Origin of the sequence: Ramlibacter humi (assembly GCF_004681975.1) — a bacterium.
GTDB classification, from domain to species: Bacteria; Pseudomonadota; Gammaproteobacteria; order Burkholderiales; family Burkholderiaceae_C; genus Ramlibacter; species Ramlibacter humi.
Genome location: NZ_SMLK01000010.1, coordinates 39,327 through 63,394, shown reverse-complemented (window position 1 = coordinate 63,394; position 24,068 = coordinate 39,327). Strand labels below are relative to the sequence as shown.

Below are 24,068 nucleotides of genomic sequence, written 5' to 3'. Positions count from 1 at the left end.
CGGGTTCCTCACATGCGCCGCACCAGGTGCAGCCGGTTCACGCCCTGGCGGCGGCGGTAGCGCACCTCCTGGAAGGCGGCCTTGATCAACGCCAGGCCCATGCCGCCTTCGGGCAGCGCTTCCAGGTCGGTGGGATCGAACTGGAAGGTGGTGTCGTCTGCCTCTTCCAGCCGCCGCAGCGGGATGGGGTGGCCGCGGTCCCACACGTCCACTTCCAGCGCACCCGGCCGGTCGACCAGCCGCACCCGGATGTCCTGCGGCAGGAGTCCCGCGTAGCCGTGCTCGACGATGTTGGTCAGGGCCTCGGCCAGCGCCAGTTCGACGGCGTCGCGCTCACCCGTGTCCAGCCACGCGGGCAGCCAGTCGCGCACGCGCTGGGTGGCCTGCGCCACGTCGGCCAGCGTTGCGGGCAGCGAGAACTCGAGGTCCTGCATGCGGGCGTCAACCCATCCTGGCCAGCGCCTGCTGCCGGTCGGGGTAGAGGGCGAAGACCTTGTCCATGCGCGTGAGCTTGAACAGGCTGAGCACCGCGCCCTGCGCGCCGCAGACGGCCATGGTGCCTTGCGCGCCCAGCGCCTTCAGGATGGACACCAGCGCGCCCAGCCCGCTGGAATCCAGGAAGTCCACGCCTGCCAGGTCCACCAGCAGGCGCTTGTCGCCGCCCTGCACGGTGTCCACCACCGCCTGCTTGAAGGCCGGCGCCACCGAGGCGTCCAGCCGCTTGACCGTGGGCGCGACGACGGCGACCGCCCCTTCGCGCTTCACATCGATGAGTTGCATCCTCTGCTCCTGCCATTCGCAACGGCGGCCATCCTAGAAGATAACCGCGCCCCAGGACACACGGAAAAGGTCACCATGCCGCGGCCCACGTGATGGAGAGGCTGCCGCTGTCCAGGCGCCCTTCGCCCGTCGCGCGCTTGCGCCCCGGCCAGCGGTTGCCCGAATAGTTGGCGTACTGCACCGTCCACGGCCCCTGGGCCCAGCCCACGCCGTAGACGAAATCGGGATCCCAGGGCTGCTGCCGCGACGCGTTGGGCCAGGCGAACGCCGTGGCATGCGCGAACCAGCCTTCGGGCCGCGTGTAGCGGCAGCCCAGGCCCAGGGACACCTTGCCCGACCCCGTGCCGCCGGAAGCCTGTGTGTAGCGCGGCACGAGGTTGGTTTCGGCCTGGCACAGCGCGCTGTCGCCGTCGCCCACCAGCAGCGCCGGCTGCAGCGCCTGCGGCAGTTCGAAGTGGTAGCGGGCCGTCAGCTCGCCCTGGGGGAAATTGAAGCGGTGCTCGCCCACGCCGGGCGAGAAGCGCGTGCCGGTCCAGTTGGCATAGATGAAGGCCCAGCCGCCCGGGCGCGCGTCCTCGAAGCCGAACGAATAGGCGAAGTCCGGGTTCCATGGCTGCTCGCGGCCCGCCCGCAGGTACTTGAAGAGCCCCAGCTGCGCGAACCAGCGCCGGTCTTCCAGCGGCTGCCATCGCAGCCAGGCCTGCAGCGTCGGCGAGCCGCCGAAGCCGCCTTGCGTGCCGTTGCCCGCGCGCGTGCCGGTGCGCAGCGGTATGTCCAGCGTCAGGCGCAGCTGCAGCAGCGATCCGGACGCCGCGCGCTGGTTCGGGCCATCGGGCACGAAGGCCGGGTCCACCCGCGCGGGAGGCTCGATGTAGGTGCCGCCGCGTTGGGTCGCCGCCTCGGGTGGCGTCTGTGCCTGCGCGGCAGCGGCCACGAGCATCAGGAGGAAAGCCGTGCGCATCAACGGCCCCACCTCACGGGCGGGCGCCTGGTTTGCGCGGATTCGGCAGGTGCGGCGGGCATGGCGTCGGACTTTTCGGCGGCGGGTTCGGGCGGGCGCACCGGCTGCCCGGGCGAGGTGCGGACCGGCGCGGCCGCGGCGTCATTGTCGCCGTCCGCCCAGTTCCACACGCGCACCGAAGCGATGTCGAAGCGCGCGGGCAGCTTGCCGTCGTCGATGTCGCCGCCCCAGCTGCCGCCCAGCGCGAGGTTGATGCGCAGGTGCATGGGCCGGCGCAAGGGGTCGATGCCGCCGGGCAGGCGCGCGTCGTCGGGGTCGAACCGGTACCAGGGCCGGCCGTCCAGCGAGATGGTCACCGCCGACGGCGTCCACTCCAGCGTGTGCGTGTGCCAGCGGCCTTCGAACCCGGGCACCACGCGGCTGTCGTTGCGGTGCTTGCGCGTGCGCGGGTCCGTGCCCCAGTGCACGCCGGCGAACACCGTGTCGGGGTGCTTGCCCACCGCTTCGAACAGGTCGATCTCGCCGTACTCGCCGGCCGCTTCGTGCACCAGCCACAGCGCCGGCCACACGCCCGCGCCGGAAGGCGTGCGCGCGACGATCTCCACGCGCGCGAAGCGCAGCGGCGCGCGCGACACGATGGCGCCGGACGAATACGAAGACTCGCGCCGCGACAGGCGCCAGTCGCCGGAGCTGGCGCGCCAATGCGGGTTGGGCACGGTCTCGCGGCGCGCTTCGATGCGCAGCACGCCGCCCTGCACCATCACGTTGCCCGGCTGGTACGACTGCGCTTCGCGGTTGCGTTGCAGGCCGGTTTCCTGCCGCCAGAACGAGGCGTCCAGCGCGCCGCCGCCGGCGAAAGACTGTTCGTACGCCAGGGCCCACGCCGCCGATGCGGCGGGCGCCGCGCCTTGCAGCGCCGTGGCCACCAACAGCGGAGCAAGGGACCGCCGGCGTTTCATCCGGCGGCCAGCACGGCCAGCGTGACGTCGTCGTCGAAGGTGCCGCCGCGCCAGTCGCGCAGCGCTTCACCGACCGCCTGGCACGCCTGCTGCGGCGTCGATCGCGCGTGCGCGGCCAGCAGGTCGCGCAGCCGCTGTTCGCCGAACGGCTCGCCCGCCGGGTCCAGGCATTCGGTGATGCCGTCCGAATACAGCGCCAGCCGCGCGCCGGGCGGCAGCGCGAACTCCACCGCGGTCCAGCGGATGTCCGGCAGCATGCCCAGCGGCACGTCGCCTTCGCCCAGGGGTTCGAACGCGGCCGTGCCCGGCGCGCTGAGCAGCGGCGGCGGATGTCCCGCGCGCACCACGGCGCCGCGCCTGGAGGCGATGTGCACCAGCCCGAACGCGACGGTGAGGTACAGGTCCGACGCGTTCATGCGCAGGAAGCGGGCGTTGGCTTCCGCGACGATCGCCGCGGCCAGGGCCGCCGGCCCCTGCCCTTCGGGCGCGGCGCGCACCACGTCTTCGGCGGCCGAGCGCAACAGGTGCATCGCATTGCCGGCCACCATCGCGGCGGCCACGCCGTGGCCCGACACGTCGGCCAGGTGGAAGGCCAGCCAGCCGGGCACGGGCTCGAACCAGTCGTAGACGTCGCCGCCGACGAAGCTGCTGGTTTGGAACAGCCCGTGGAAGCGCAGGCCGTCGAACGATTGCGGCGCGGGCAGCTGCCCCAGTTGCAGCGTGCGGGCCAGTTCCAGGTCGCGGCTGAGCTGCGCGTAGGCCCGCGCCAGCTCCTCGTTGCGCGCCGCGAGCCCCGCTTCCAGCGCCAGCACGCGTTCGGCGGCGCGCAGCCGCGCCCCCAGCTCGGCGGGCCGCAGCGGCTTCAGCACGAAGTCGTCGACGCCCGCCTCCATCGCCGCCACCAGCGTGTCCTCCTCGTCGGAGGCGGTGAGCATGATGCAGTACACATACCGGCCGGCGTCGCGCGCGCGGACGGCGCGGCACAGCGCCAGCCCATCCATGCGCGGCATGTTGCGATCGGTGATCAGCAGGTTGAAGCCGCCGCGCTCGAACTGCTCCAGCGCCGCCAGGCCGTCGCCGCAGGCCGTGACCGCGTAGCCGCGCGTCTGGAGGAAAGCCTCCAGCAGCGCCAGCAGCATCGGGTCATCGTCGGCCACCAGGGCGTGGACGGCGGCGGCGGGCATTCGCTCTCAGGCCTCGGTGGCGCGCACCAGCGCGTCCACCAGGCCGGTGACATCCTCGAAGTCGCCCGCCGCGCGATGCGGCGAATCCATCAGGCGGTCGCACTCGTGCTCGGCCGCCTTCGCGGCGATGCTGACGTCCGGCATGCCGAAGGTGCCGGCGGACCCGGCCAGCGTGTGCAGGATGCGGTGCAGTTCCTGCAGGCTGGCGCCGTCGGAGGGATCGGCGCGCAGCGCCTGCAGCCGGTGCTGGGCTTCGTGCAGCCGCTGCGGCAGCTGCGCGCGCCAGGCTTGCGCCAGGGCGGCGAACTTCTCGGGGAAGGAGGCGGCGGCCGGCCGGTCTTCTGCTGTCATGGCGGAAAAGGTAACACGGCGCGCGCGCCGCCGCGAGCCCGGCCATTGTGCCCGCAGGGGACATCAGCACCTTCCTACAGGCCGGCGCCGGGCGGCTTCGCACAATGCGGCAGCCGTACCAGGGAGGAATCCGCATGTCCGCCAGCCAGCCACCGACGGACCGCAAGGTCGACCGCATCGACGTCAGCTACGACTGGGAGCTGTGCGTCTGGGCCCGCCATTTCAATACCAGCGAGAAGGCCGTGAAGGAAGCAGTGCAGGCGGTGGGCAACCGCGCCGACCACGTGCGCGAGCACCTGGCCGCCCGGCGCCAGCAGGCGTCGGAACGGCCGTCCAGCCGCTGAGTCCGTCAGGGCGCGGTCAGCCCATTGCCGGACTGCGCGTGCGAGACAAGTCGCGGTCACCGACAACGGCTTGCAATCGCTTCCGACACCGCAAGGCCGCGCAAGGCGTTGTGATGGGATCCATCGAAGCAACGAAAGGATCCGCCATGAAATCCGCTCCCCTCCTGATGGCCGCCCTGCTGGCCACCGCCGGCACCGCCGCGTTCGCGCAATCGTCTTCGGGCGAGAAGCTGCCTTCCGACAACCGTGCCGCGCAGAACAGCGACGGCCGCTCCGTGGGCCAGGTGCTGCGCGACGACGCGCACAAGGTCGGCGACGCCACCAAGCGCCTGTTCCACCGCGGCAAGGGCGACGCCAAGCAGGCGAAGAACGACGCGAAGTCCAAGGACGCCCGCCACGAGAACACGCGCGCCATGGGCGCCGGCCGTGCCGACGACCAGGCCGCCAACGACACCAGCCGCCAGCAACGCATGGACGACGCGTACGCGGACTACAAGCGCAAGGCCGACCAGCACTGATCGCGCCGCGGCCGCGCGAGCTGCCCGGCCTTGGTTACACGCGGCGATGACTCATGCGAAGCCATACGCCGTGACACACACGGTCGCGGCCTCGTACTTCAACAATGACTTCCAGAAGCGGCCCATGAGCCGCTCAGGGAGTCTCCATGGGCAAGTACCGGAATGACGATCCGTCGTCGTGGTTCCCCGACGAGCGCGCGGCTGTGCCGCCGGCCGTCGAGGACGCGAGCGACGCGGCCTGGGCCGAATGGCAGGCGTGCAGCACGGCGATGGAGTCGCGGCTGTCGCAGCTGAAGCTGGCGTCCGCGCGGCAAACGCAGCAGGTGCTGCATCGCGCTTCGCAGGCGCGGTCCGCCGAAGCCTTCCTCGCCACTGAACTGCAGCCGCACGCGGTGCCGCAGCCAACCCTTGTGCCGGCGCCCGCGCTGGACGCCTGCACGGTGATGCGGCTGGCGCGCGAAGGCGATCGCATCTGCCCGCTGCCGGCCGTCTGGCGGCGGCTGTACGGATTGCTGCCGGCCGTGCACGACGGCGACGTGGTGCTCCGCGCGCCCCTGCCCCTGGACAGCATCGAATGGCCGCGCGCCACCGACTTCTTCCGCCAGCGCCGCCTGCGCGACCAGGTGGACTGGGCGGCAGAGCACGGTGGCCTCGCGCAGGTGCACGCGTTCCTTTCGCAACTGCCCGAGGGGGACTGGCACCACCTGGGCGAACTTCGCTGGCCGACGCTGGTGTGAGCGCCCCTGAAAAAGGCCCGCGATGCGGACCTTTTTTGCGGGAAGACGCAGCGGCGTCACTTGGCGGCGCCGTCACCACCGGCCGCGCCGCTACCGGAAGGAGCGGCCGCCGGATCGGACGGGTTCTTCGAAGGACTGGCCGTCGGATCGGAAGGCATGCTCGAGCCTGAAGCCCCCATGCCCGTGGTCGAGCCCGATGTCGTCGAGGCCGTGTTGGAACGCATGGAACCGCAGGCCGCCAATGCGACGGTGCAGGCCAGGGCGAGGATGAGTTTGCTCACGGAATTGCTCCTTGGTGTTGCTTGCGGGACGGATGCCCCAGGCCGCGAGGATGCGCGCGCGAGGCGGGCGGCAACGATTGCCATCAGCCTCCTCGGCCTGTCGGACCAGCCCCTGCCACGGCCTCGGACGTCTCCTACGCGCGGCCGCCGCGCCAAGCTGCCCTAAGCTTCGCGCATGCCCACCGAGCTGCTGCTGCGCCTGCCCGAAGGCGGCACCCTGCCCGCGCTGGCCGACGAGCCCGCATCGCCTTCGGCGGCGTTCGTGCTCGCGCATGGCGCGGGCGCCGGCATGCACCATGCCTTCCTGGCTGCATTGGCCACGGGCCTGGCGCAACGCGGCATCGCCTGCCTGCGCTTCCAGTTCCCTTTCATGGCGGCCGGCAGCAAGCGGCCCGACGCGCCCGCGGTGGCGCAGGAGGCGGTGCGCATCGCGGTCGCCGCCGCGGCGCGGCGGTGGCCGCAGCTGCCGCTGTTCGCGGGCGGCAAATCGTTCGGCGGCCGGATGAGTTCGCAGGCGCAGGCCGCCGCGCCGCTGCCCGGCGTGCGCGGGCTGGTGTTCGCCGGCTTCCCGCTGCACCCGGCGAAAAAGCCGGCGACCGCGCGCGCCGACCACCTGCGCGACGTGCGCGTGCCCATGCTGTTCCTGCAAGGCACGCGCGACGCGCTGGCGGAGTTCGGGCTGATCGAAGGCGTGGTGCGCGGGTTGGGCAGCCTCGCCACGCTGCAAGCGATCGACGGCGCCGACCATTCTTTCGCCGTGCCCGCGCGCTCGGGACGCAAGGCCCCCGACGTCGAAGCCGAGCTGCTGGACGCCATCGCCGGCTGGATCGCGGCGCAACGCTGAGCCATTTTGCGCGCGCCTACAGCGCGATGCTCCATCGGCGCACGCGCGGCCGCCGGGGGGCTGACTAGCCTTGGCGCGTGAAGCCGCGGCTCTGCCTTGCCACCGCCCTCGCGCTTGCAGGCGCCTGCGCGTTCGCCCAGCAACAGCCGGCGCCCGTATCGGGCGGCACGTTGCCCGGGGTGAACGTCAAATCGGCCGGCAAGGAATCGGTCGAGAAGTCGTACCGGCGCATGGTGCGCGGCATGGACCTGTTCGAGCGCGAGCGCGCCCGCCTCTCGCCGCAGGGCCAGCTGCGCTTCAAGGTGCTGCCGCGCAAGCCGGGCGTGAACCTGGACCGCCTGGACCTGTACGTGCTGGGCAAGACGGTGGAGCAGCCGGTCGACGTCGCCCCGGATCGCACCTTCACGCTGCCCCGCCTGCCGAAGGCGCTGGACGAAAACGCCCTCGTCTCGCCGGATCGTCGCGCGCTCAGCATGACGTGGCGCGCGGAGGTCCGCACGCCGGGCCTGCCGCCGGACACCCGCCGGCTGGGCGACATGCGGCTGGAATGCCACGTGGGCATGGAAGCGGGCCTGGTGTCCAACAGCCCCAACTTCTTCACCCAGATCTTCAGCGCGATCTCCGACACGCCGGCGTACTGCGAGGAGGCCGGCAACCGCTACCTGTTCTTCGCCGACAGGCCGGTGTTCGGCGTCACCCTGGTGTCCGGCGGCCGGCGCGAGCGGCTGCCGATGAACCGGCTGTACGCGGCGGCGCTGGACGAACCCTCGCTGAAGAACGAGCTGCCGTACTGCGACTGCGAAGTGCTGCTGGACCGCGCGCACTACCTGCCGCTGGCCGACCGCAGCTGGCCCGACGACACGCTGGTGGTGTACGACTACATGGAGACGCCCGATGCGGCTGCTCGCCAGTAGCTTGATGGCGCTCGCCACGCTGGCGGGCTGCGCGGGCGCGCCGCTGTTCGGCGGCGGCGAAGGCACGCCCGAGCCGCCGCGCTTCACGGACCCCGCGATGACCGTCGTCACCGCGGCGCAGGCGCTGCAACCCGGGCGCAACACGAAAGACGAAGTGCAGGCGCGCCTGGGCACCGCCGAGAAAGTGAAGTTCGATTCCGGCTACGAGGTGTGGGTGTACCGCGGCCACGGCACGCGCGACCCGCGCGAAGTGCCCGAACTCGCCTTGCTGTTCGACCGCGAAGGCGTGCTGCGCAAGGCTCACGAACGGCCGGCGTACCCGCCGGCCGCACGCTAGCCGCGCTTGCGGCGCGAGGTGTCCGCCTGCGGGCCTTCCTCGTCGCGCGGCGATTCGTTGGCCCGGTCGCGGGCCTGCTCCCTCATGTGGCGCAGCACACTGTCCAGTCCCTCGCCCGATCGCCGCGCGCGGCCGGCGCGGGACAGGGGGTCCGGGGCTGGGTCTTGCGGGTCTTCGGATTCCATCTCGCCGTTCATGCTGCGTCGTCACCTCCCGAGCGGCGGCACTCTAGCAGCCGATCACCGCGGTCACCAACCCATCCGGCGCGTAAAAAATCCGCCGCCACGCGCGTGCCTCAGCGGTAGAACGGCTCGACCTGGCCCTTGAGCTTGATCATCAGCGGGTTGCCCTTGCGGTCCACGGTCTTGCCGGCGGGCACGCGGATCCAGCCTTCGCTGATGCAGTACTCCTCGACGTCGTCGCGCTCGCGGCCATTGAAGCGGATGCCCACGCCGTGCTCGAACACGGCGGCCACGTGGTGCGGGCTCTTGGGATCGATCGACAGGCGGTCGGGGAAAGGGGGACGGGCTTTTTCTTCCATGGGGCGCTATTCTGCGGTCCCCGCGCATCCCCGGAGGAGACATGCAAGCACCCCCCGCCCCGCCCGAAGGGGCGATCGCCGCCGAACGCCGCGGCGAGCTGCTGCTGATCGGCATCAACCGGCCCGCCAAGCTCAATGGCTTCACGCCGGCCATGTTCCGCCAGCTGGCCGAGGCGTACACGCTGCTGGAAGACGACCCGCAGCTGCACGTGGGCGTGCTGCACGCCTTCGGCAACCACTTCACGGCCGGCCTGGACCTGCCTTCCATCGCCGAGATGATGCGCAGGGGCGAGAAGGCCGCGCCCTTCGGCCAGGTGGACCCCTACGACCTGGGCACGCCCGGCTACCGCCGCCGCACCAAGCCGCTGGTGTGCGCCGTGCAGGGCATCACCTTCACGCTGGGCATCGAGCTGATGCTGGCCGCCGACATCGTGGTCGCCGCGGACAACTGCCGCTTCTCGCAGCTGGAGGTCAAGCGCGGGATCATGGCCACCGGCGGCGCCACGCTGCGCATGTCGCAGCGCGCGGGGCTGGGCAACGCGATGCTGCACCTGCTGACCGGCGACGAGTTCGGCAGCGAGGAAGCGCTGCGGCTGAACTTCGTGCAGAAGGTGGTGCCCGCCGGGCAGGAACTGCAGGAAGCCGAACGCATCGCGAAGCTCATTGCCGAGCAGGCGCCGCTGGCGGTGGTGGCCACGCGCCTGAACGCGCTGAAGGCGGTGGAGAAAGGTCCGCATGCGGCGATGGAGGAATTCATCGCCACGCAGCAGCGGCTGTCCAACAGCGAGGACGCCGCCGAGGGCGTGCGCTCGTTCGTGGAGAAGCGCCCCGCGCGCTTCAGCGGCCGATGAGCAGCGCCGGCAAACCCGTCGCCCTGGTCACGGGCTCGGCCACCGGCGTGGGCGCGGCCACCGTGCTGCAGCTGGCGCGACGCGGCTGGAACGTGGTGGTCAACTTCTCGCGCAGCCAGCCCGACGCGCACCGCACGGCCGAAGCCTGCCGCGCCGCGGGCGCCGACGCGCTGCTGCTGCAGGGCGACGTCTCGCGCGACGCCGAATGCCGCCGCCTGGTGCAGCAGACGCTGGCGCAGTGGGGCCGCATCGACGCGCTGGTGAACAACGCCGGCACCAGCGTGTTCGGCGACGAAGCCAAATGGGAAGCGCTGGACGAGGCGGTGTTCCAGCGCATCCTGGGCGTGAACACGATCGGCACCTTCCAGATGGTGCGCGCCTGCGTGCCGTACCTGAAGGCGGTGGGCGGCTGCATCGTCAACGTGTCGTCGGTGGCGGGCGCGCTGGGTATCGGCTCGTCGGTGCCCTACATCGCCAGCAAGGGCGCGATGAACGCGATGACGCTGCACCTGGCGCGCACGCTGGCGCCGGACGTTCGCGTCAACGCGGTGTGCCCCGGCCTCATCACCTCACGCTGGTTCGCCAAGGGCATCGGCGAAGACGCGGCGAAGGCGGTGCAGGACGCTTACGTGAAAGGCGTGCCGCTGGGCAAGGCCAGCTCGCCCGAAGACGTGGCCGACGCCATCGTGTGGCTCATCACCAGCGCGAAGACGGTGACGGGCGAGCTGCTGATGCTGGACAGCGGCACGCACCTGGGCGGACGCTGACGCGTGCGCGTGGCCTTCACCAGCCTGGAGCAGGCGCGGGCGCACGTGCAAGGCGTGCGCGCTGCGCTCTCCTCGCGTTCGCTCGCCTTGCGCGCGCCGCCGCCCGAGCCCACCACCTGCTGCGGCCGTGGCTGCAACGGGTGCGTGTGGGAAGGCTACGAGGAAGCGCTCGCGCGCTGGCTCGACGACGCGCGCGCCGTGCTGGGCTGAAAACCCAGCGCCTGCGCCAAAGTTGCATTCGGGGTGCCCGCCGCCTAAAACGGCGACGCCGGCCGGGCTCTCTTCGCCCCGGCTGGGCCGCACACCAAGAAGCAAGGAAGGCTGGCCATGCGCATCCCGTTTCACGCCCTGTGGCATGCCATGGCGCTGGCGTTCCTGGCCGCGTTGCTGCTGCTGATGCCGGCATCCGCCTGGGCGCAATGGCGGATGCTCGACCAGTTCGACGAACGCGAAGATTCGGGCATCTGGTCGCGCCGGCATCAGCAGCAGCTGGACGTGCTGGTGATCACCGGCGTCGTCGGGCTCGCCGTGATGGAAGGCACCGAAACGCGCCTGGGGCTGGCGTCATGGCGCGCCATCGATGCCGCGCTGATGACCGCCGCGACGACGGAGGTGATGAAGCGCGTCTTCGGCCGCCCCCGTCCAAGCGACAACAACGACCCGGACGCCTGGTTCAAAGGCGGCAAGAACCGCAGCTTTCCGAGCGGCGAGACGGCCATGATGGCGGCCTTCGTCACGCCCTACATCGTGGAATACCGGGAAGAGACGCCGGCCATCTGGGCGCTGGCCCTGCTGCCGGCCTACATGGCGCGGGCCCGCATGAAATCGCAGGCACACTGGCTGAGCGACGTGGTGGCCGGCGCCGCGGTGGGCGTGGCCTGCGGCATCCATGCGACGGACAGGGACACGCCGCTGGTGCTGTCCATCACCGGCCGCAGCGCCTTCGTCGGCCTGCGCCATCGCTTCTGACGGAGTGCCCTCGGCGACAATCGCCGGATGCCCCCGCCCGCCGCCAGCCCCGCCCACGACCGGCGGCTGGTGGGCTGGCTCTCGCTGGCGCAGCTGGTGTCCTGGGGCACCCTCTTCTACACCTTCGCGCTGCTGCTCGGCCCCGTCGAAAGCGAGCTGGGCCTCTCGCGCGCCGAATCGTCGCTGGCCTTCAGCCTGGCGCTGCTGGCCGAAGGCCTGTGCGCCTTCATCGTCGGCCGCTGGATCGATCGCGGCCACGAGCGCGCGGTGATGACCGGCGGATCGCTGCTGGCTGCCGGCGCGCTGCTGCTTCACGGCGCGGTGCATGCGCCGTGGAGCTTCTACGCGGCGTGGATCGCGATCGGCGTCGCGATGTCGGCCACGCTGTACACGCCGGTGTTCGCGGTCGTCACGCGCCGTTTCCCGGACGACTTCCGCCGCGCCATCATCACGCTCACCTTCCTGGGCGGCCTGGCCAGCACGGTGTTCATCCCGCTGACGGCCTGGCTGATCTCGCACCTGGGCTGGCGCCATGCGCTGTGGGTGCTGGCCGCGCTGAACCTGCTGGTGTGCGCGCCGATGCACGCGGTGCTGCTGCGCGGCGCGCCCGGGCCCGTGGCGGCCGGTCCCCACTCGTCCTCGCCTTCCTCGCTCTTGCGAAGCGCGCCCTACCTGCTGATCGGCGTGTTCTCCATCGGCATGCTGGCCATCACCGCGGCGCTGCCGCCGCACATGATCTCGCTGCTGCGCGAAAGCGGGCTGCCGCAAGCGTGGGTCATCACCATCCCGGCCAGCATCGGCGTGCTGCAGGTGGCGGGCCGGCTGCTGCTGTTCTTTTTCGAGCACCGCTTCGACCTGCACGTGGCCAACCGCGTCATCCCCTGGCTGATCCCGCTGGGGCTGGCCGCGCTGCTGGCCGGCGCTTCGCACCCGGTGGCGGCCCTGTTCTTCGTCCTGATGTACGGGCTGGGCAATGGCATGCTCACCATCGTCAAGGGGACGGCGATCGCGCAATACGTCAACCGCGAGCACGTCGCGTCGCTGAACGGCGCGATGGGACCGCCGCTGGCCGTGGCGCGCGCGCTCTCGCCGCTGATGCTGGGCGTGCTGTGGACGCCCGCGGCGGGCTACCGCTGGGGCGTGGCGGTGATGCTGGTGGGGGGCATCGTCGCGGCGCTCGCGCTGTGGGGCGCGCAGCGGCGGTCGTTGCTTTGACGCCCGGTGATCAGGGCTTGCCGCCCTCGGCCGGCGGCTCGCTCTGCAGCCCTGAAGCCACCTTGCGCCTGACGGAGCGCTGACTCTCCTTGAGCGCCGCCGCGCTGCTCGACGTTAAGTCGGCCTTAAGGGATCCGTCAGAGGATGAGGTCATGAACGCCGTTCTCGAGCGCCCGCCGGCCGCCCCTTCCCCGGCGCGTGCGAAGCCGGGTGCGCGCCCCCCGGGCGCCAGCTTGTCGTGCGTGCTGCCATGCCGCAACGAAGCACCCAACCTGCAGGTACTGCTGCCGCTGCTCGCCGAGCTGCTGCCCGGGCTCGCGCGCACGTGGGAAGTGGTGGTCGTCGACGACGGCAGCACCGATGCGACGGCCGCGGTCATGCTCGAGTGGACCGCCCAGCCCGGATTCCGCTTCCTGCAGCTTTCGCGCAGCTTCGGCAAGGAAGCCGCCCTGAGTGCCGGGCTCGAAGCGGCCGGCGGCGACGTGGTGGTCCTGATGGATGGGGACCTGCAGCACCCGCCGGAACTCATCCCCTCGATGCTCGACCACTGGCTGCAGGGCGCCGACGTCGTCTACGCCGTGCGGACCAGCCGCGCGGACGAATCCTGGGCCAAGCGCGCCGGCACGCGGATCTTCTACGCGCTGCTCAACCGGTTCGCCCGCGTGCAGGTTCCGCAGGGCGCGGGCGACTTCCGCCTGCTCGATCGCAACGCCGTCGACGCGCTGCTCTCGCTGCCCGAGCGCAACCGCTTCATGAAGGGCCTGTACGCCTGGGTCGGCTTCGAAGCCGTGGCGGTGCCCTACCAGCCGCAGCCCCGCGCCCATGGGCGCAGCCACTTCAACGCGGGCCGCCTGCTGCGGCTGTCCATCGACGCACTGACGGCATTCACCAACTGGCCGCTGCGCATCGTGGGCAGCGTCGGCACCGCCTGCGCCCTCGCCGCCTTCCTGTACGGCGCGTACCTCACGCTGTCGTACCTGCTGGAAGGCAACTCCGTCTCGGGCTGGACCACCATCGTGGTCATCATGCTGTTCTTCTTCGGGCTGCAGATGATCTTCCTGGGCATCATGGGCGAGTACGTCGCGCGCATCTTCGAGGAAGTGAAGCAGCGGCCGCTGTACCTGGTCAAGCGCGAAACGGGGCGGGGGCTCGCGCCGCGGCAGAAATCGTGCGAGACGCGCTAGCGCGCGAGGCGGTCAGCCCGGCGGGCACCGGCGGCACCGCGCACCGTTCCAGCCTGCGCGCGTGGCGGCGCGAATGGGGCCCGCTGCTGGCCGCGCTGGCATGGTTCGCCGTCACGTCGTGGGTGCGCCCGCTGGCGCTGCCCGACGAGGGCCGCTACGTGGGCGTGGCCTGGTCCATGCTGGCCGGCGGCGACTGGCTGGTGCCCGCGCTCGACGGGCTGCCCTACTTCCACAAGCCGCCGCTGTTCTACTGGATCACCGCGGTTTCGCTCTCGGTGTTCGGACACGGCGAATGGGCGGCGCGCATGGCGCCGCTGCTCGGAGCGGTGGCGGGCACCACCGCCGCCTTCCTGTTCGCGCGGCGCTGGTGGGGCCGCGAGGCGGCGCGCGCCGTCCTGCTGGTGCTCGCTACCCAGCCCCTGGTGTTCGTCGGCGCGCAGTTCGCCAACCTCGACATGCTGGTCGCCGGCTGCATCGGCGTGACGGTGCTGGCCTTCGCCCACGCGGCGCTGGCGGCGGACCACGGCTTGCCGCGGCCAACCGCGGCACTGGCCGCCGGCTACGCGTTCGCCGCGCTGGGCGTGCTGGCCAAGGGCCTCATCGGCATCGCGCTGCCGGGCATGGTGCTGCTGGCATGGCTGCTGGGCAGCGGGCGCGTGCGGGCGGTGCGATCGCTGCTCTGGTGGCCCGGACTGGCCTTGTTCGCCGCCATCGCGCTGCCCTGGTTCGTGGCCATGCAGCAGCGCTACCCCGAATTCATGCACTACTTCTTCGTGGTGCAGCACTTCTCGCGCTTCGCGCAGGGCGGCTTCAACAACCAGCAGCCGTGGTGGTTCTACCCCGCGGTCATCGCCGCGCTGTGCTTTCCCTGGTCGGCGTGGCTCGCGGCGCGGCCGCGCCGCGCGGCCGGCGGCGATGCGGCCGGCGGATCCCGTTCGCTGATGTGGACCTGGATCGTGCTGGTCACCGTGTTCTTCTCCATCCCGCGGTCCAAGCTGGTGGGCTACATCCTGCCGGTCACGTGGCCGCTGGCGCTGCTGGCCGCGCAGGCCGCCGCCGCTTCGCCGGCCGGCGGGCGCGCGCGCCGCCTGCTGTGGCCGGCCAGCGTGGCCGTGGGCGCGGCGGTGGGCCTTGCAACAGTGGGATTCGCCGCCGGCCACACGCCCAATACCCTGCGCGAACTCGGAAGGACGCTCGCCGCGCGTGCCGTTGCCGGCGACCAGGTGGCCTTCCTGTCCGGCGCCTTCTTCGACCTGCCTTTCTATGCCCGCCTGCGCGATCCCGTGCTGATGGTCGACCGCTGGGACGATCCCGGCATCGCCGCCCGCGACAACTGGCGCCGCGAACTGGTGGACGCCGGCCGGTTCGCGCCGGACCGTGCCCAGGCCACGCTGCTCACGCCGGCGCGGTTCGCCGCGCTGCTGTGCGGCCCCCGGACCACCTGGGTGGTCGGGAGCCGCGCGGACGCGGCATCGATTCCCGCGCTGGCCGCCGCGCAGGCCGTCGCCACCCAGCGCGACACCGTGCTGTGGCGCGTCCCCGGCGGCGTCAGCGGGGGCGGCTGCCCCGGAACGCCCAGCGCGAACTCAGGACGTAAGTGATGGCCGCCACGCCCAGCAGCACCAGCGCGAGCAGCACGTCGTACCGCACGCCGCTCCAGCGCAGGAAGGCGGCGTACGCGGTCTCGTTCATGGCGAACCCGGCCAGCGACAGCGTGAGGAAGCGCGGCATGGCGTCCTGCCAGCGCGCCTGCCGCGAGCGGAACGTGAGCCGCCACTGCCCGAGGAAGGACACGCAGAACGCGAGGCACCAGCCGGCGACGTTCGCCAGCAGCGGCAGCCAGCCGTGGCCGGCCACCAGCCACACCACCGCCGCGAAATGGACGGCGGCGGCGCAGCAGCCGACGAGCACGAAGGAAGCGAGCGTGGGCCAGTGAGTCACGGTTTGGGTGGGCAGCGGAACGGGCCGAGTATGGGCCCGCCAGCGCCGGGGCCGCGCCGCATCGCGGTGTGCGTGGACGATTTCGGGCTGCACCCCGGCGTCGCCGACGCCTCATCGCGGCTGGCGGACCAGGGCCGCATCAGCGCCGTCAGCTGCATGCCGGGCGCGCCCGCGTGGCCGGCCGGTGCGCCGGAGCTTCGGCGGTTGCAACAGCGCGGCATCGAACTGGGCCTGCACCTGGACCTGACGGAGCACCCGCTGGACGCACACCTGCGTGGCGGCCTTCGCACCTGGCTGCTGCGCGCCTTCACGGGCCGGGTGGACCGCGATCGCCTGCGCCGTGAGATCGATGCCCAGCTCGACCGGTTCGAGACGGATACCGGCACGGCCCCGGCCTATGTGGACGGCCACCAGCACGTGCACCAGCTGCCGCTGGTCCGCGCGGTGTTGGTCGACGCGCTGCGGGCGCGCTATCCCGCGCGGCTGCCTTGGCTGCGGTCCACGCTGGCCGGCGAAAACCCGCCCGGGGCGAAAGCGCGCATCGTCCAGCTGCTCGGGGCACAAGGGCTGACCGAACTGGCGCACCGCAACGGCATCGGGCAGAACGGCCGCCTGCTGGGCATCTACGATTTCTCGGGCGGCCCCGGCCGCTATGAAGCCCTGCTGGCGGGATGGCTGCGGTGCGCGGCCGACGGCGATCTGCTGGTCTGCCACCCGGCGACCGGCGCTCCGCCGGATGATCCGATCGGCCCGGCGCGGCGCAGCGAATACCAGGTGCTGGCCGGCCCGGGTTTCGGCGAGCTGCTGCTGAACGGGAACGTGCGCATCGAGCCCTTGCGCGCGATCCTGCAGCCGGCGCACCGCGCGGCCTGAGAGCCTAGCGCGGCATCCCGACCGGCTCGCCCAGGTCCCAGAACAACCCCGCCATCTGTGCCAGGCCTTCCCTGGCGACAGGCACCAGCAGGTGCTCGTTCGGCGCGTGCTGCGAACACGCGGGGTAGGAATGCGGCACCCACAGCGTGGGCAGGCCCAGCACGTCGCTGAACACGTCGTTCGGGATGGTGCCGCCCAGGTTGGGCAGCACGGTGGTGGGCTTGCCGGTGCTGCGCTCCAGCGATTTCGCGGCCCACGCCACCCACGGGTTGTCCAGCGGCGTGCGCGTGGCGGCCATCGCCATGCCCGCTTCCACCTGCACTTGCGGAAAGCCCGCGGCATCCAGGTGCGCGCGCAGCAGCGAAGCGAGTTCGCGGAACGGCGTGCCCGCGACGAACCGCAGCTGGCCGTGCAGCACCGCCGAAGGCGGGATCGCGTTGATCGGCCGCGCGGGGTTGCCGGCTTCCATCGCCAGCACCTCCAGCGTGTTCCAGGCCACCAGGCGCTCGATTGGCGTCAGGCCGGGCTCGCCCCAATGCTCGTCCACCTCGGGATCGCCGGCCGCTCCGCCCACGGGCACGCCGCTCAGCGCCGCACGAACGTCATCGGCCACCGGCGGCGGGAGCAACGCTTCCACCAGGATGCGGCCATGCGCATCGACCATCGACGCCCACGCATGGGCCAGCACCGTGGCCGGGTTGGCCAGCGCGCCACCCCAATTGCCGGAGTGGTGCGCGCGGTCCCGCGCGGCGTAGCGCAGCGTGAAGTTCACCGCGCCGCGCGAACCGAGGAACAGCGTGGGCCGGTCGGCCGCCACGCGCGGGCCGTCGCTGGCGATGAACACGTCGGCACGCAGGCGTTCGCGCTCGCTTTCGCAGAAAGCATGCAGGCCGGGCGAGCCGGCTTCCTCGCCGGTTTCCAGCAGCACCGTCACGTTGTAGCCCAGGCGCCCTCCCCGGGCGCCGATGGCATGGGCCAACGCGGCCAGCACGATGGTGTGCTGCCCCTTGTTGTCCGCCGTGCCGCGGCCGTACCAGCGGTCGCCTCGGCGCTCCAGCCGCCACGGCTGCAGCCCGTCACGCCAGCGGCCTTCCTGGCCATTGACGACGTCGCCGTGGCCGTAGGTCAGCAAGGTGGGCGCGGCCGCATCCTCGATGCGGCGCGCCAGCAGGAAGGGACCGCCGCGCGGGTCGGGGTTGGCCTCGATCGCGCAGTCGAAGCCCAGCGCCTGCAGCTCGGGGACGACCTGCTCGCGCAGGTAAGCCTCCAGTGCCGGCGGCACCGTGCCGCCGTCGCTCTCGGTGCGGCAGGCCACGCGGCGCGACAGCGCGGCTTCGAAGCCGCCGCCGTCGAACCAGGCGGAGATGTCTTGCAGCAGCGCTTCGCGGGTGGCGGTGGTCATCGGGCCAGTGTAGGCCCGGACCACCACCCGCCGCGGACCGCTACTTCGACGGGAACGCCAGCACGCGGTTGTTCTGCTCGTCCACCACCAGCAGCTGATCCCGGTACAGGGCCATGCCCGCCGGCCCGTGGAACGTGCTGGCCGAAGCCGCGCCCAGCGTATTCGAGGTGAAGGAAGGCTGGCCGATGACGGCGTCGGCCGGCTTGAAGTTGGTGGCCGGGAAGGTGTTCCACACCAGCACGCGGTGGTTGTCGGAGTCCGCGACCAGCAGCTGTTCACCATTCACGAGGACGCTGGAAGGCGAGAACAGCGTGCGGCTCGTCGGGGTCGTCTCCGCCGTGCCGTCCTGGTCGTCGTCATCCAGCTGGCTCATCGCGAACGTGGATTGGCCCAGCACGACGTCGGCTGGCTGGGAGCTGGACGTGGGCATCGTGTTCCAGATCAGCACGCGGTTGTTGGCGCCGTCCGCCACCACCACGCGGTGGCCGTCGGACCACACGCCGGTGGGCAGCGCCAGCGTCTGCGCGCTCGGCGTCGGCGTGCCGCCGTTGGTCGCGCAGTTCGTGAACGTGGACTGCCCCAGCACCAGGTCGGGCGCCTGGCCATTCGTGGTGGGCACGGTGTTCCACACCAGCACCCGGCTGTTGCGCATGTCGGCCACCAGCAGCTTCCCGTCGGGAGTCAGCGACACACCGGTCGGACGGCTCAGCCCCGTGGCGGAGCAGTTCCCCGTGTCTTGCGTGAAGTCGGGCTGGCCGACGACCACGTCGGGCAAGGCGCTGGAACTGGTGGGGATCGCGTTGTAGATCAGCACGCGGTTGGCGTCGAGGTTGGCCACGGCCATCTTGCCCGCGCCGATGGCGATGCCTTGCGGTGCCAGGTGGCTGGCCTGCGTCGTGACGTAGGTGCTGCTCACGAAGTCCGGCTGGCCCAGCACGATGTCGGCAGCCGCGCCGGGCCCGGTGGGCAGCGCGTTGAACCCGAGCACCCGCTCGCCCGTGGAATCGGTGACGAAGATGCGGCCATCCGGGGCCACGGCCACGCCACGGGGAGCGTTGAACCCCACCGCGGTGGGGCCGGCCGATCCGGCCCACACCGTCCCGCTGGTGAAGTTCGCCTGGCCGATCACCGTGCCGGCCGGCGGGTTCGGGTCGAAAGCCAGGTTCACCGCGTAGACCGCGTTCAGCGTGGCGACGCCGCCCTTCGCGCCGTTGGCGCGCAGGATCACCGTGCGATCGCTGCCCGGGCGCCACTTGCCCGCGGTGGGCACCAGCGTGTAGGTGTCGTTCGCCACCGAAGTGGACGACCAGGTGCCCGTCGCTTCCGCGGCCAGGGTGCCCGAGAGCGCCAGCGAGGACGGGTCCATCGAAGCGTCGAACCGGATGACCAGTGCCTCGGTGCTGCCCAGCGACCTGGCGGCCTGGCTGACCGATACGCCGATGGGCGGCGGCCCGGACTCTTCTCCACCGCCACCGCCGCCGCCGCCGCATCCGGCAAGCAGCGCTGTGGCCATGAAAGCGGCGGACAGGAACCTCGCGGACCTGCGGGTGGTTTGGTGGAATCCCAACATCAGAAAACGATCCTTCATCACGGGTTGCCGCGCAGGTGGCGCGGACTGGCGGCCCGGACTCTATGCGGACCCCGGTGCCCGCAAACGGGCGTACTGCATTCGAAGCAGCAGGGGGACGACGCATCTCACGATCGCACCCTGCGTGTCATGCATTGGAATGACCGCGACTGGCAGGCCCGGCGGGCGGGCCTCATGCGCCGCTCTATACGGCGACACACCGGCCGGGCCCCGGGCGCGCCGCGTGCCCAGCGCCTGCAGCGAGGTGAATGCTTGCCACGGATGGATGGCCGCGGCTGCTGGCCGGCGATGAAGTGACGGCCCGCCGGCGTCAGTGCGCGTCGTGCAGGTAGCCCCTGCGCGGCAGCCGCAGGCTGACCAGGAACGCGATGACCATCATCGCGGACACGTACCAGTAGAACAGCGGCTCGCGCCCCGCATTCTTCAGCCACAGCGCGACGTATTCGGCCGAGCCGCCGAACACGGCGTTGGAGATGGCGTAGGCGAAGCCGACGCCCATCGCGCGCACCTCGGGCGGGAACAGTTCGGCCTTCACGATGGCGCTGACCGAGGTGTAGAAGCTGACGATGGCGAGTGCCAGGATGATCAGCGCGCCCGCCTCCACCGCGCTCTGCACGTGCTGCAGGGCGGTGAAGATGGGAACCGTGGCGATGGCGCCCAGCGCGCCGAACAGCATCATGTTGCTGCGCCGCCCGATGCGGTCGGACAGCGCGCCGAACAGCGGCTGCAGGCACATGAACACGAACAGGCAGACGGTCATCACGTTGCTCGCCGTGCGCACCGACATGCCGGCCGAATTGACCAGGTACTTCTGCATGTAGGTGGTGAACGTGTAGAAGATCAGCGAGCCGCCCGCCGTGTAGCCCAGCACCGTGAAGAACGCGCCGCGGTGGTGGCGCAGGATGCCGGTGAAGCTGCCCGCGACGCGGCTGCCGCGGGTTTCGGCGGTGGAAGTCTCGTGCAGCGTGCGCCGCAGCAGCAATGCGGCCACGGCGGCGACGGCGCCCACGACGAAGGGGATGCGCCAGCCCCAGGCGCGCAGCTCCTGCTCGTCCAGCACCTGCTGCAGGATGACGATGACCAGCACCGCCAGCAGCTGGCCGCCGATCAGCGTGACGTACTGGAACGAGGACAGGAAGCCGCGCAACCCGCGCAGCGCCACCTCGCTCATGTAGGTGGCCGTGGTGCCGTACTCGCCGCCGACCGACAGGCCCTGCAGCAGGCGCGCGGCCAGCAGCAGCACCGGCGCCCATGCGCCGATCTTCTCGTACGTCGGCACCGCCGCGATGAGCAGCGAGCCCACGCACATCATGGCCACGGACAGCAGCATCGCGGTGCGGCGGCCGCGCCGGTCACCGATGCGGCCGAACATCCAGCCGCCGATGGGGCGCATCAGGAAGCCGGCGGCGAACACGCCGGCCGTGTTCAAGAGCTGCGCCGTGGGGTCCGACTTGGGGAAGAACGCGGCGGCGAAGTAGATCGCGCCGAACGCGTAGACGTAGAAATCGAACCACTCGACCAGGTTGCCGGACGAGGCCGCCATGATGGCCAGGATGCGCCGGCGCTTCTCCTCGGCCGTGTAGTGGGGGCGGGCCGGTTCGGCGGCGGTGCCGCCGTGCAGGGAAGCGGTGGAGTCCATGCGGCCCAGTCTGCGGGCGGCCGCGGCGCGGGCAATAGGCCCGGGGTCGGGCTGCGTGTCGGCCGCTTCCTTCGCCGAGGACGACCGCGCGCGCCCCTCCCGGGCAGCGCGCCGCCAACGGGGCATGTCACGCGTTTCGTGTAGCGTCGCGGGCCATGAACCCGGCTGTCCGCCCGCTCGTCCTTGCCATCGGTGCCTGCGCCGCCGCCGCGTGCGACGCGGCCGGCGGGCACCACGCGGTGGACGACGCGACCATCCTCGATCCCGGCCAGTGCCAGCTGGAAACCTGGGCCGACAGTTTCGGGCCCGGCGGCGGCGCGCAGCACATCGGCCCCGCGTGCCGGTTCGGCGCCTGGGAGATCGGCGTCAACCTGGACCGCGCGCGGTTCGGCACCGCGCCGGCCGCGCGGGCCGCCGGCGTGCAGGGCAAGTGGGTGATGAAGCTGTCGGACCAGCTCAGCACCGGCATCGTGGTGGGGCCATCGTGGCAGCAGGGCCGCTACGACAACACGATGGTGCTCGTGCCCCTGACCTGGCAGCCTTCGGCGAACTGGCTGGTGCACGTGAACGCGGGCCGGCAGTGGAACCGCGGCGGCCCCGGCCGGAATCTGGCCGGCATCGCGGCGGAATGGACCGCCGGCGAGCAGCTCAGCTTCGTCGCGGAGCGCTTCAACGACGCCATCGGCCGCGCGGCACGCGTGGGCGCGCGCTGGCAACTCGCGCCGGCGGTGTCGCTGGACCTGAGCCGCGCGCACGCGTTCGCGGACGCCCGCGGCCGTTGGTGGACGCTGGGCCTCAACTTCGTGGCCGACGGCGCGATCAGGCCCTGAGCGCCCCTGCGCCGTGGCAGGCGCAGGCATGCTCGCCCGCCACGCCCATGAACGACTGCAGGATGGTGCACGGGTGCGACGCGTCGCCGTCACAAGCCCGCCGCAGGCTGACCAGTTGCGTTTCCAGCGACTGCAGCGCCCTCACCCGCTCGCGCACCAGCTCGATGTGCCGGTCGATCAGCCCGTTGACCTGCCCGCACGATTCGGACGGCGTTTCCGCCAGCGCCAGCAGCTGGCGCACTTCGGGCAGCGGAATGTCCAGCGAACGGCAGTGCCGGATGAACCCCAGCCGTGCGAGGTGGCCGTCCGCGTACTGGCGATAGCCCGACGACTGCCGCGGCGGTTCCGGCAGCAGCCCTTCGCGTTCGTAGAAGCGCACGGTCTGCGCGTCGCAGCCGGCGCGGGAGGCCAGTTCACCGATCTTCATGGGGTTGCCCTGCAGCTTGACCCTGTACCGGGTACAGGGTTTCCAATCCTCCCACACACCCCGTAACCGCACCGCCATGTCCGCTTCCTGCTGCTCCGCTCCCGCCGCGCCTTCCGCCGACCCGCGCTACCGCAGGATTCTCTGGGTCTCCCTGCTGCTCAACGCGGCGATGTTCGTGGTCGAGCTGGGCGCCTCCTGGCAGTCCGGCTCGGTGTCGTTGATGGCCGACTCGATCGACTTCTTCGGCGACGCGGCGAACTACGGGCTCAGCCTCGCCGTGCTGGGCATGGCACTGCCGGTCCGCTCCAAAGCCGCGCTGTTCAAGGCCGCCTGCATGGGTGCCTTCGGCCTCTTCGTGCTGGGCCGTGCCGGCGTCAATTTCTTCGGCGGCGCCGCGCCCGAAGCGATGACGATGGGCGTCGTGGCCTCCGCGGCCCTGGCGGTGAACGTGGGCGTCGCGCTGATGCTCTACCGCTACCGCGCCGGCGACGCGAACATGCGCTCGGTCTGGATCTGTTCGCGCAACGACGCCCTGAGCAACGTCGCCGTGATGCTGGCCGCGCTGGGCGTGTTCGGCACCGGCAGCGCGTGGCCGGACCTGCTGGTCGCGGCCGCGATGGGCCTGCTGGCGCTCAGCGGCTCGGCCACCGTGCTGCTGCACGCGCGGGCGGAATTGCGCGGAGAGCCCGGCCACGAAGCGCACGGTCATCGACCCGGAGAGGCCGGCGCATCCGGACGGCAGCCGCAGGCGCCTCGCGCCTGAAGCCTAGCCTTCCCGCTGGTCCCACATCAGGTGGCGGGTGAACCACGAGCACGCGTGCTGCGCGGCGATCTCCAGCGTGCCGGGTTCCTCGAACAGGTGACCCGCGCGCGGCACCACCGCCAAGCTGCGGTGGCAGCGCAGGTGCTCGAAAGCCGAAGCGTTGAGCGCGACCACTTCGCGGTCGGTCTCGCCGACGATGAGGAGCGTGGGCGCCCTCACCTTCGCCAATGCGGACGATCCCGCCAGGTCGGGCCGGCCGCCACGGCACACGATCGCCCCCACGCGGCTGCCCATCTCGGCCGCTGCCGACAGGGCCGCGGCCGCGCCGGTGCTGGCGCCGAAGAAGCCGATGGCGGGCGGCTCGCCGCCTTCCAGCGCCAGCGCCCACTCGGCCGCGACGCGCAGGCGCTCGGAAAGCAGCTCGATGTCGAAGCGGTGGATGCGGGTGCGCTCGTCCTCTTCCTGCTCGCCCGGCGTGAGCAGGTCGAACAGCAGCGTGCCCAGGCCGGCTTCCTGCAACTGCGAAGCGACCCAGCGGTTGCGCGGGCTGTGCCGCGTGCTGCCGCTGCCGTGCGCGAACAGCACCAGCGCCGTCGCCCCGGGCGGCCGCACCAGGTCGCCGGCAAGTTCGTCGCGGTCCACGGGGATGGCGACAGCCTCTTCCTGAAGGAGCGTCTCTGCCATGTCATGCCTCCTTGCCCGGCAAGTCTGTTCACCTGCCGCCGGATTGCCGTCGGCAGCGCGCCGCAATGCGCGTAGGAACGGCATGACGAGATGGCAGGCACGGCAATCGGCTGGCTCATGCAGTCCGGGCATTTCCTCCAGCGGGTCTTCCGCTCCGCCGTCCGGGGCGCGTCCTCCCCGCTCA

At 71.7% G+C, this 24,068-nt stretch carries 31 protein-coding genes; 16 read left to right on the top strand and 15 right to left on the bottom strand.

Going from position 1 to position 24,068, the window contains the following annotated elements:
• Positions 1–8: 8 nt before the first annotated feature.
• From EZ216_RS20200 to EZ216_RS20175, 6 genes are all read right to left on the bottom strand, one after another.
• The gene (locus tag EZ216_RS20200) at positions 9–434 is read right to left on the bottom strand and encodes an ATP-binding protein (RefSeq protein WP_135251600.1); all 426 of its coding nucleotides are present in this window, start codon (positions 432–434) and stop codon (positions 9–11) included.
• Between the two features lie 7 nt (positions 435–441).
• Complete coding sequence (locus EZ216_RS20195) at positions 442–780, bottom strand: STAS domain-containing protein (protein WP_135251599.1); 339 nt, start codon at positions 778–780, stop codon at positions 442–444.
• Positions 781–850: 70 nt separating this feature from the next.
• Positions 851–1,741: a hypothetical protein gene (locus tag EZ216_RS20190; protein WP_135251598.1), complete on the bottom strand. Its 891-nt coding sequence runs from the start codon at positions 1,739–1,741 to the stop codon at positions 851–853.
• Positions 1,741–2,667, bottom strand: a complete 927-nt coding sequence (locus EZ216_RS20185; RefSeq protein ID WP_167773001.1) for a glycoside hydrolase family 16 protein — start codon at positions 2,665–2,667, stop codon at positions 1,741–1,743. The genes EZ216_RS20190 and EZ216_RS20185 overlap by 1 nt, the downstream gene beginning before the upstream one ends.
• 29 nt (positions 2,668–2,696) lie before the next feature.
• Complete coding sequence (locus EZ216_RS20180; RefSeq protein ID WP_135251596.1) at positions 2,697–3,884, bottom strand: PP2C family protein-serine/threonine phosphatase; 1,188 nt, start codon at positions 3,882–3,884, stop codon at positions 2,697–2,699.
• Between the two features lie 6 nt (positions 3,885–3,890).
• On the bottom strand, positions 3,891–4,235 hold the full coding sequence (locus EZ216_RS20175; RefSeq protein ID WP_135251595.1) for an Hpt domain-containing protein: 345 nt from the start codon (positions 4,233–4,235) through the stop codon (positions 3,891–3,893).
• Positions 4,236–4,369: 134 nt separating this feature from the next.
• Between EZ216_RS20175 and EZ216_RS20170 the strand changes: the two genes are divergently transcribed.
• The 3 genes from EZ216_RS20170 (at position 4,370) to EZ216_RS20160 (ending at position 5,834) form a co-directional block, all read left to right on the top strand.
• Positions 4,370–4,579: a DUF3606 domain-containing protein gene (locus tag EZ216_RS20170; RefSeq protein WP_135251594.1), complete on the top strand. Its 210-nt coding sequence runs from the start codon at positions 4,370–4,372 to the stop codon at positions 4,577–4,579.
• A gap of 146 nt (positions 4,580–4,725) precedes the next feature.
• The gene (locus EZ216_RS20165) at positions 4,726–5,097 is read left to right on the top strand and encodes a hypothetical protein (RefSeq protein WP_135251593.1); all 372 of its coding nucleotides are present in this window, start codon (positions 4,726–4,728) and stop codon (positions 5,095–5,097) included.
• Positions 5,098–5,243: 146 nt separating this feature from the next.
• On the top strand, positions 5,244–5,834 hold the full coding sequence (locus EZ216_RS20160) for a hypothetical protein (protein ID WP_135251592.1): 591 nt from the start codon (positions 5,244–5,246) through the stop codon (positions 5,832–5,834).
• A 56-nt stretch (positions 5,835–5,890) separates the two neighbouring features.
• Here EZ216_RS20160 and EZ216_RS20155 read toward each other — a convergent pair whose 3' ends face one another.
• Positions 5,891–6,115, bottom strand: coding sequence for a hypothetical protein (locus tag EZ216_RS20155; protein WP_135251591.1), 225 nt, complete (start codon positions 6,113–6,115; stop codon positions 5,891–5,893).
• A gap of 175 nt (positions 6,116–6,290) precedes the next feature.
• Between EZ216_RS20155 and EZ216_RS20150 the strand changes: the two genes are divergently transcribed.
• The 3 genes from EZ216_RS20150 to EZ216_RS20140 all read left to right on the top strand — a co-directional run bounded on the left by EZ216_RS20150 (position 6,291) and on the right by EZ216_RS20140 (position 8,210).
• Entirely contained in the window at positions 6,291–6,959 is a 669-nt protein-coding gene (locus EZ216_RS20150) for an alpha/beta hydrolase family protein (protein ID WP_205959723.1), read from the top strand.
• A 77-nt stretch (positions 6,960–7,036) separates the two neighbouring features.
• Complete coding sequence (locus tag EZ216_RS20145) at positions 7,037–7,873, top strand: hypothetical protein (RefSeq protein ID WP_239024460.1); 837 nt, start codon at positions 7,037–7,039, stop codon at positions 7,871–7,873.
• Complete coding sequence (locus EZ216_RS20140; protein WP_205959724.1) at positions 7,854–8,210, top strand: hypothetical protein; 357 nt, start codon at positions 7,854–7,856, stop codon at positions 8,208–8,210. Before EZ216_RS20145 ends, EZ216_RS20140 begins: the two co-directional genes overlap by 20 nt.
• Here the strand turns inward: EZ216_RS20140 and EZ216_RS20135 are convergent.
• Positions 8,207–8,395 carry a hypothetical protein gene (locus tag EZ216_RS20135; RefSeq protein WP_135251589.1) on the bottom strand — a complete coding sequence of 63 codons (189 nt, stop codon included), beginning with the start codon at positions 8,393–8,395 and terminating at the stop codon, positions 8,207–8,209. The two genes, EZ216_RS20140 and EZ216_RS20135, sit on opposite strands and share 4 nt — an antisense overlap.
• 110 nt (positions 8,396–8,505) lie before the next feature.
• Complete coding sequence (locus EZ216_RS20130; protein WP_135251588.1) at positions 8,506–8,751, bottom strand: DUF3297 family protein; 246 nt, start codon at positions 8,749–8,751, stop codon at positions 8,506–8,508.
• 41 nt (positions 8,752–8,792) lie between these two features.
• On the opposite strand from EZ216_RS20130, the gene EZ216_RS20125 reads away from it, so the two are divergent.
• The 7 genes from EZ216_RS20125 (at position 8,793) to EZ216_RS20095 (ending at position 15,338) form a co-directional block, all read left to right on the top strand.
• The gene (locus EZ216_RS20125; protein WP_135251587.1) at positions 8,793–9,602 is read left to right on the top strand and encodes a crotonase/enoyl-CoA hydratase family protein; all 810 of its coding nucleotides are present in this window, start codon (positions 8,793–8,795) and stop codon (positions 9,600–9,602) included.
• Positions 9,599–10,369, top strand: coding sequence for an SDR family NAD(P)-dependent oxidoreductase (locus EZ216_RS20120; protein WP_135251586.1), 771 nt, complete (start codon positions 9,599–9,601; stop codon positions 10,367–10,369). Before EZ216_RS20125 ends, EZ216_RS20120 begins: the two co-directional genes overlap by 4 nt.
• 45 nt (positions 10,370–10,414) lie before the next feature.
• Positions 10,415–10,579, top strand: a complete 165-nt coding sequence (locus EZ216_RS20115) for an oxidoreductase-like domain-containing protein (RefSeq protein WP_439126749.1) — start codon at positions 10,415–10,417, stop codon at positions 10,577–10,579.
• A gap of 117 nt (positions 10,580–10,696) precedes the next feature.
• Complete coding sequence (locus EZ216_RS20110) at positions 10,697–11,338, top strand: phosphatase PAP2 family protein (protein ID WP_135251584.1); 642 nt, start codon at positions 10,697–10,699, stop codon at positions 11,336–11,338.
• Positions 11,339–11,365: 27 nt separating this feature from the next.
• Positions 11,366–12,553, top strand: a complete 1,188-nt coding sequence (locus EZ216_RS20105) for an MFS transporter (RefSeq protein WP_135251583.1) — start codon at positions 11,366–11,368, stop codon at positions 12,551–12,553.
• Between the two features lie 152 nt (positions 12,554–12,705).
• The gene (locus EZ216_RS20100) at positions 12,706–13,737 is read left to right on the top strand and encodes a glycosyltransferase family 2 protein (RefSeq protein WP_135251582.1); all 1,032 of its coding nucleotides are present in this window, start codon (positions 12,706–12,708) and stop codon (positions 13,735–13,737) included.
• Positions 13,722–15,338: an ArnT family glycosyltransferase gene (locus EZ216_RS20095; RefSeq protein ID WP_135251581.1), complete on the top strand. Its 1,617-nt coding sequence runs from the start codon at positions 13,722–13,724 to the stop codon at positions 15,336–15,338. Before EZ216_RS20100 ends, EZ216_RS20095 begins: the two co-directional genes overlap by 16 nt.
• On the opposite strand, the gene EZ216_RS20090 is transcribed toward EZ216_RS20095, so the two are convergent.
• Positions 15,286–15,678, bottom strand: a complete 393-nt coding sequence (locus tag EZ216_RS20090) for a GtrA family protein (RefSeq protein WP_205959721.1) — start codon at positions 15,676–15,678, stop codon at positions 15,286–15,288. The genes EZ216_RS20095 and EZ216_RS20090 overlap by 53 nt on opposite strands.
• 30 nt (positions 15,679–15,708) lie before the next feature.
• On the opposite strand from EZ216_RS20090, the gene EZ216_RS20085 reads away from it, so the two are divergent.
• On the top strand, positions 15,709–16,551 hold the full coding sequence (locus EZ216_RS20085) for a ChbG/HpnK family deacetylase (RefSeq protein WP_135251580.1): 843 nt from the start codon (positions 15,709–15,711) through the stop codon (positions 16,549–16,551).
• Between the two features lie 4 nt (positions 16,552–16,555).
• On the opposite strand, the gene EZ216_RS20080 is transcribed toward EZ216_RS20085, so the two are convergent.
• From EZ216_RS20080 to EZ216_RS20070, 3 genes are all read right to left on the bottom strand, one after another.
• Entirely contained in the window at positions 16,556–17,953 is a 1,398-nt protein-coding gene (locus tag EZ216_RS20080) for a M20 family metallopeptidase (RefSeq protein ID WP_135251579.1), read from the bottom strand.
• 40 nt (positions 17,954–17,993) lie between these two features.
• On the bottom strand, positions 17,994–19,466 hold the full coding sequence (locus EZ216_RS20075; RefSeq protein ID WP_135251578.1) for an NHL repeat-containing protein: 1,473 nt from the start codon (positions 19,464–19,466) through the stop codon (positions 17,994–17,996).
• A gap of 385 nt (positions 19,467–19,851) precedes the next feature.
• Positions 19,852–21,180, bottom strand: a complete 1,329-nt coding sequence (locus EZ216_RS20070) for an MFS family transporter (protein ID WP_135251577.1) — start codon at positions 21,178–21,180, stop codon at positions 19,852–19,854.
• Positions 21,181–21,335: 155 nt separating this feature from the next.
• Between EZ216_RS20070 and EZ216_RS20065 the strand changes: the two genes are divergently transcribed.
• Positions 21,336–22,010 (top strand): PA4824 family protein, encoded by a 675-nt coding sequence (locus tag EZ216_RS20065; RefSeq protein ID WP_135251576.1) that lies wholly within the window; start codon positions 21,336–21,338, stop codon positions 22,008–22,010.
• Here EZ216_RS20065 and cadR read toward each other — a convergent pair.
• Positions 22,000–22,437 (bottom strand): Cd(II)/Pb(II)-responsive transcriptional regulator, encoded by a 438-nt coding sequence (cadR, locus tag EZ216_RS20060; RefSeq protein ID WP_135251575.1) that lies wholly within the window; start codon positions 22,435–22,437, stop codon positions 22,000–22,002. The two genes, EZ216_RS20065 and cadR, sit on opposite strands and share 11 nt — an antisense overlap.
• A gap of 76 nt (positions 22,438–22,513) precedes the next feature.
• Here cadR and EZ216_RS20055 point away from each other — a divergent pair, with 76 nt between their 5' ends.
• Positions 22,514–23,200 carry a cation efflux transmembrane domain-containing protein gene (locus EZ216_RS20055; protein WP_135251574.1) on the top strand — a complete coding sequence of 229 codons (687 nt, stop codon included), beginning with the start codon at positions 22,514–22,516 and terminating at the stop codon, positions 23,198–23,200.
• Between the two features lie 3 nt (positions 23,201–23,203).
• On the opposite strand, the gene EZ216_RS20050 is transcribed toward EZ216_RS20055, so the two are convergent.
• On the bottom strand, positions 23,204–23,884 hold the full coding sequence (locus tag EZ216_RS20050) for a dienelactone hydrolase family protein (protein WP_135251573.1): 681 nt from the start codon (positions 23,882–23,884) through the stop codon (positions 23,204–23,206).
• Between the last annotated feature and the right edge of the window lie 184 nt (positions 23,885–24,068).

What these genes read in the sequence shown, in the direction of transcription:
- EZ216_RS20200 (WP_135251600.1), bottom strand. Translation starts at nt 434, where the DNA reads ATGCAGGACCTCGAGTTCTCGCTGCCCGCAACGCTGGCCGACGTGGCG.
- EZ216_RS20195 (WP_135251599.1), bottom strand. Translation starts at nt 780, where the DNA reads ATGCAACTCATCGATGTGAAGCGCGAAGGGGCGGTCGCCGTCGTCGCG.
- EZ216_RS20190 (WP_135251598.1), bottom strand. Translation starts at nt 1,741, where the DNA reads ATGCGCACGGCTTTCCTCCTGATGCTCGTGGCCGCTGCCGCGCAGGCA.
- EZ216_RS20180 (WP_135251596.1), bottom strand. Translation starts at nt 3,884, where the DNA reads ATGCCCGCCGCCGCCGTCCACGCCCTGGTGGCCGACGATGACCCGATG.
- EZ216_RS20175 (WP_135251595.1), bottom strand. Translation starts at nt 4,235, where the DNA reads ATGACAGCAGAAGACCGGCCGGCCGCCGCCTCCTTCCCCGAGAAGTTC.
- EZ216_RS20170 (WP_135251594.1), top strand. Translation starts at nt 4,370, where the DNA reads ATGTCCGCCAGCCAGCCACCGACGGACCGCAAGGTCGACCGCATCGAC.
- EZ216_RS20165 (WP_135251593.1), top strand. Translation starts at nt 4,726, where the DNA reads ATGAAATCCGCTCCCCTCCTGATGGCCGCCCTGCTGGCCACCGCCGGC.
- EZ216_RS20160 (WP_135251592.1), top strand. Translation starts at nt 5,244, where the DNA reads ATGGGCAAGTACCGGAATGACGATCCGTCGTCGTGGTTCCCCGACGAG.
- EZ216_RS20150 (WP_205959723.1), top strand. Translation starts at nt 6,291, where the DNA reads ATGCCCACCGAGCTGCTGCTGCGCCTGCCCGAAGGCGGCACCCTGCCC.
- EZ216_RS20140 (WP_205959724.1), top strand. Translation starts at nt 7,854, where the DNA reads ATGCGGCTGCTCGCCAGTAGCTTGATGGCGCTCGCCACGCTGGCGGGC.
- EZ216_RS20135 (WP_135251589.1), bottom strand. Translation starts at nt 8,395, where the DNA reads ATGGAATCCGAAGACCCGCAAGACCCAGCCCCGGACCCCCTGTCCCGC.
- EZ216_RS20130 (WP_135251588.1), bottom strand. Translation starts at nt 8,751, where the DNA reads ATGGAAGAAAAAGCCCGTCCCCCTTTCCCCGACCGCCTGTCGATCGAT.
- EZ216_RS20125 (WP_135251587.1), top strand. Translation starts at nt 8,793, where the DNA reads ATGCAAGCACCCCCCGCCCCGCCCGAAGGGGCGATCGCCGCCGAACGC.
- EZ216_RS20120 (WP_135251586.1), top strand. Translation starts at nt 9,599, where the DNA reads ATGAGCAGCGCCGGCAAACCCGTCGCCCTGGTCACGGGCTCGGCCACC.
- EZ216_RS20110 (WP_135251584.1), top strand. Translation starts at nt 10,697, where the DNA reads ATGCGCATCCCGTTTCACGCCCTGTGGCATGCCATGGCGCTGGCGTTC.
- EZ216_RS20105 (WP_135251583.1), top strand. Translation starts at nt 11,366, where the DNA reads ATGCCCCCGCCCGCCGCCAGCCCCGCCCACGACCGGCGGCTGGTGGGC.
- EZ216_RS20100 (WP_135251582.1), top strand. Translation starts at nt 12,706, where the DNA reads ATGAACGCCGTTCTCGAGCGCCCGCCGGCCGCCCCTTCCCCGGCGCGT.
- EZ216_RS20085 (WP_135251580.1), top strand. Translation starts at nt 15,709, where the DNA reads ATGGGCCCGCCAGCGCCGGGGCCGCGCCGCATCGCGGTGTGCGTGGAC.
- EZ216_RS20080 (WP_135251579.1), bottom strand. Translation starts at nt 17,953, where the DNA reads ATGACCACCGCCACCCGCGAAGCGCTGCTGCAAGACATCTCCGCCTGG.
- EZ216_RS20075 (WP_135251578.1), bottom strand. Translation starts at nt 19,466, where the DNA reads ATGGCCACAGCGCTGCTTGCCGGATGCGGCGGCGGCGGCGGTGGCGGT.
- EZ216_RS20070 (WP_135251577.1), bottom strand. Translation starts at nt 21,180, where the DNA reads ATGGACTCCACCGCTTCCCTGCACGGCGGCACCGCCGCCGAACCGGCC.
- EZ216_RS20065 (WP_135251576.1), top strand. Translation starts at nt 21,336, where the DNA reads ATGAACCCGGCTGTCCGCCCGCTCGTCCTTGCCATCGGTGCCTGCGCC.
- cadR (WP_135251575.1), bottom strand. Translation starts at nt 22,437, where the DNA reads ATGAAGATCGGTGAACTGGCCTCCCGCGCCGGCTGCGACGCGCAGACC.
- EZ216_RS20055 (WP_135251574.1), top strand. Translation starts at nt 22,514, where the DNA reads ATGTCCGCTTCCTGCTGCTCCGCTCCCGCCGCGCCTTCCGCCGACCCG.
- EZ216_RS20050 (WP_135251573.1), bottom strand. Translation starts at nt 23,884, where the DNA reads ATGGCAGAGACGCTCCTTCAGGAAGAGGCTGTCGCCATCCCCGTGGAC.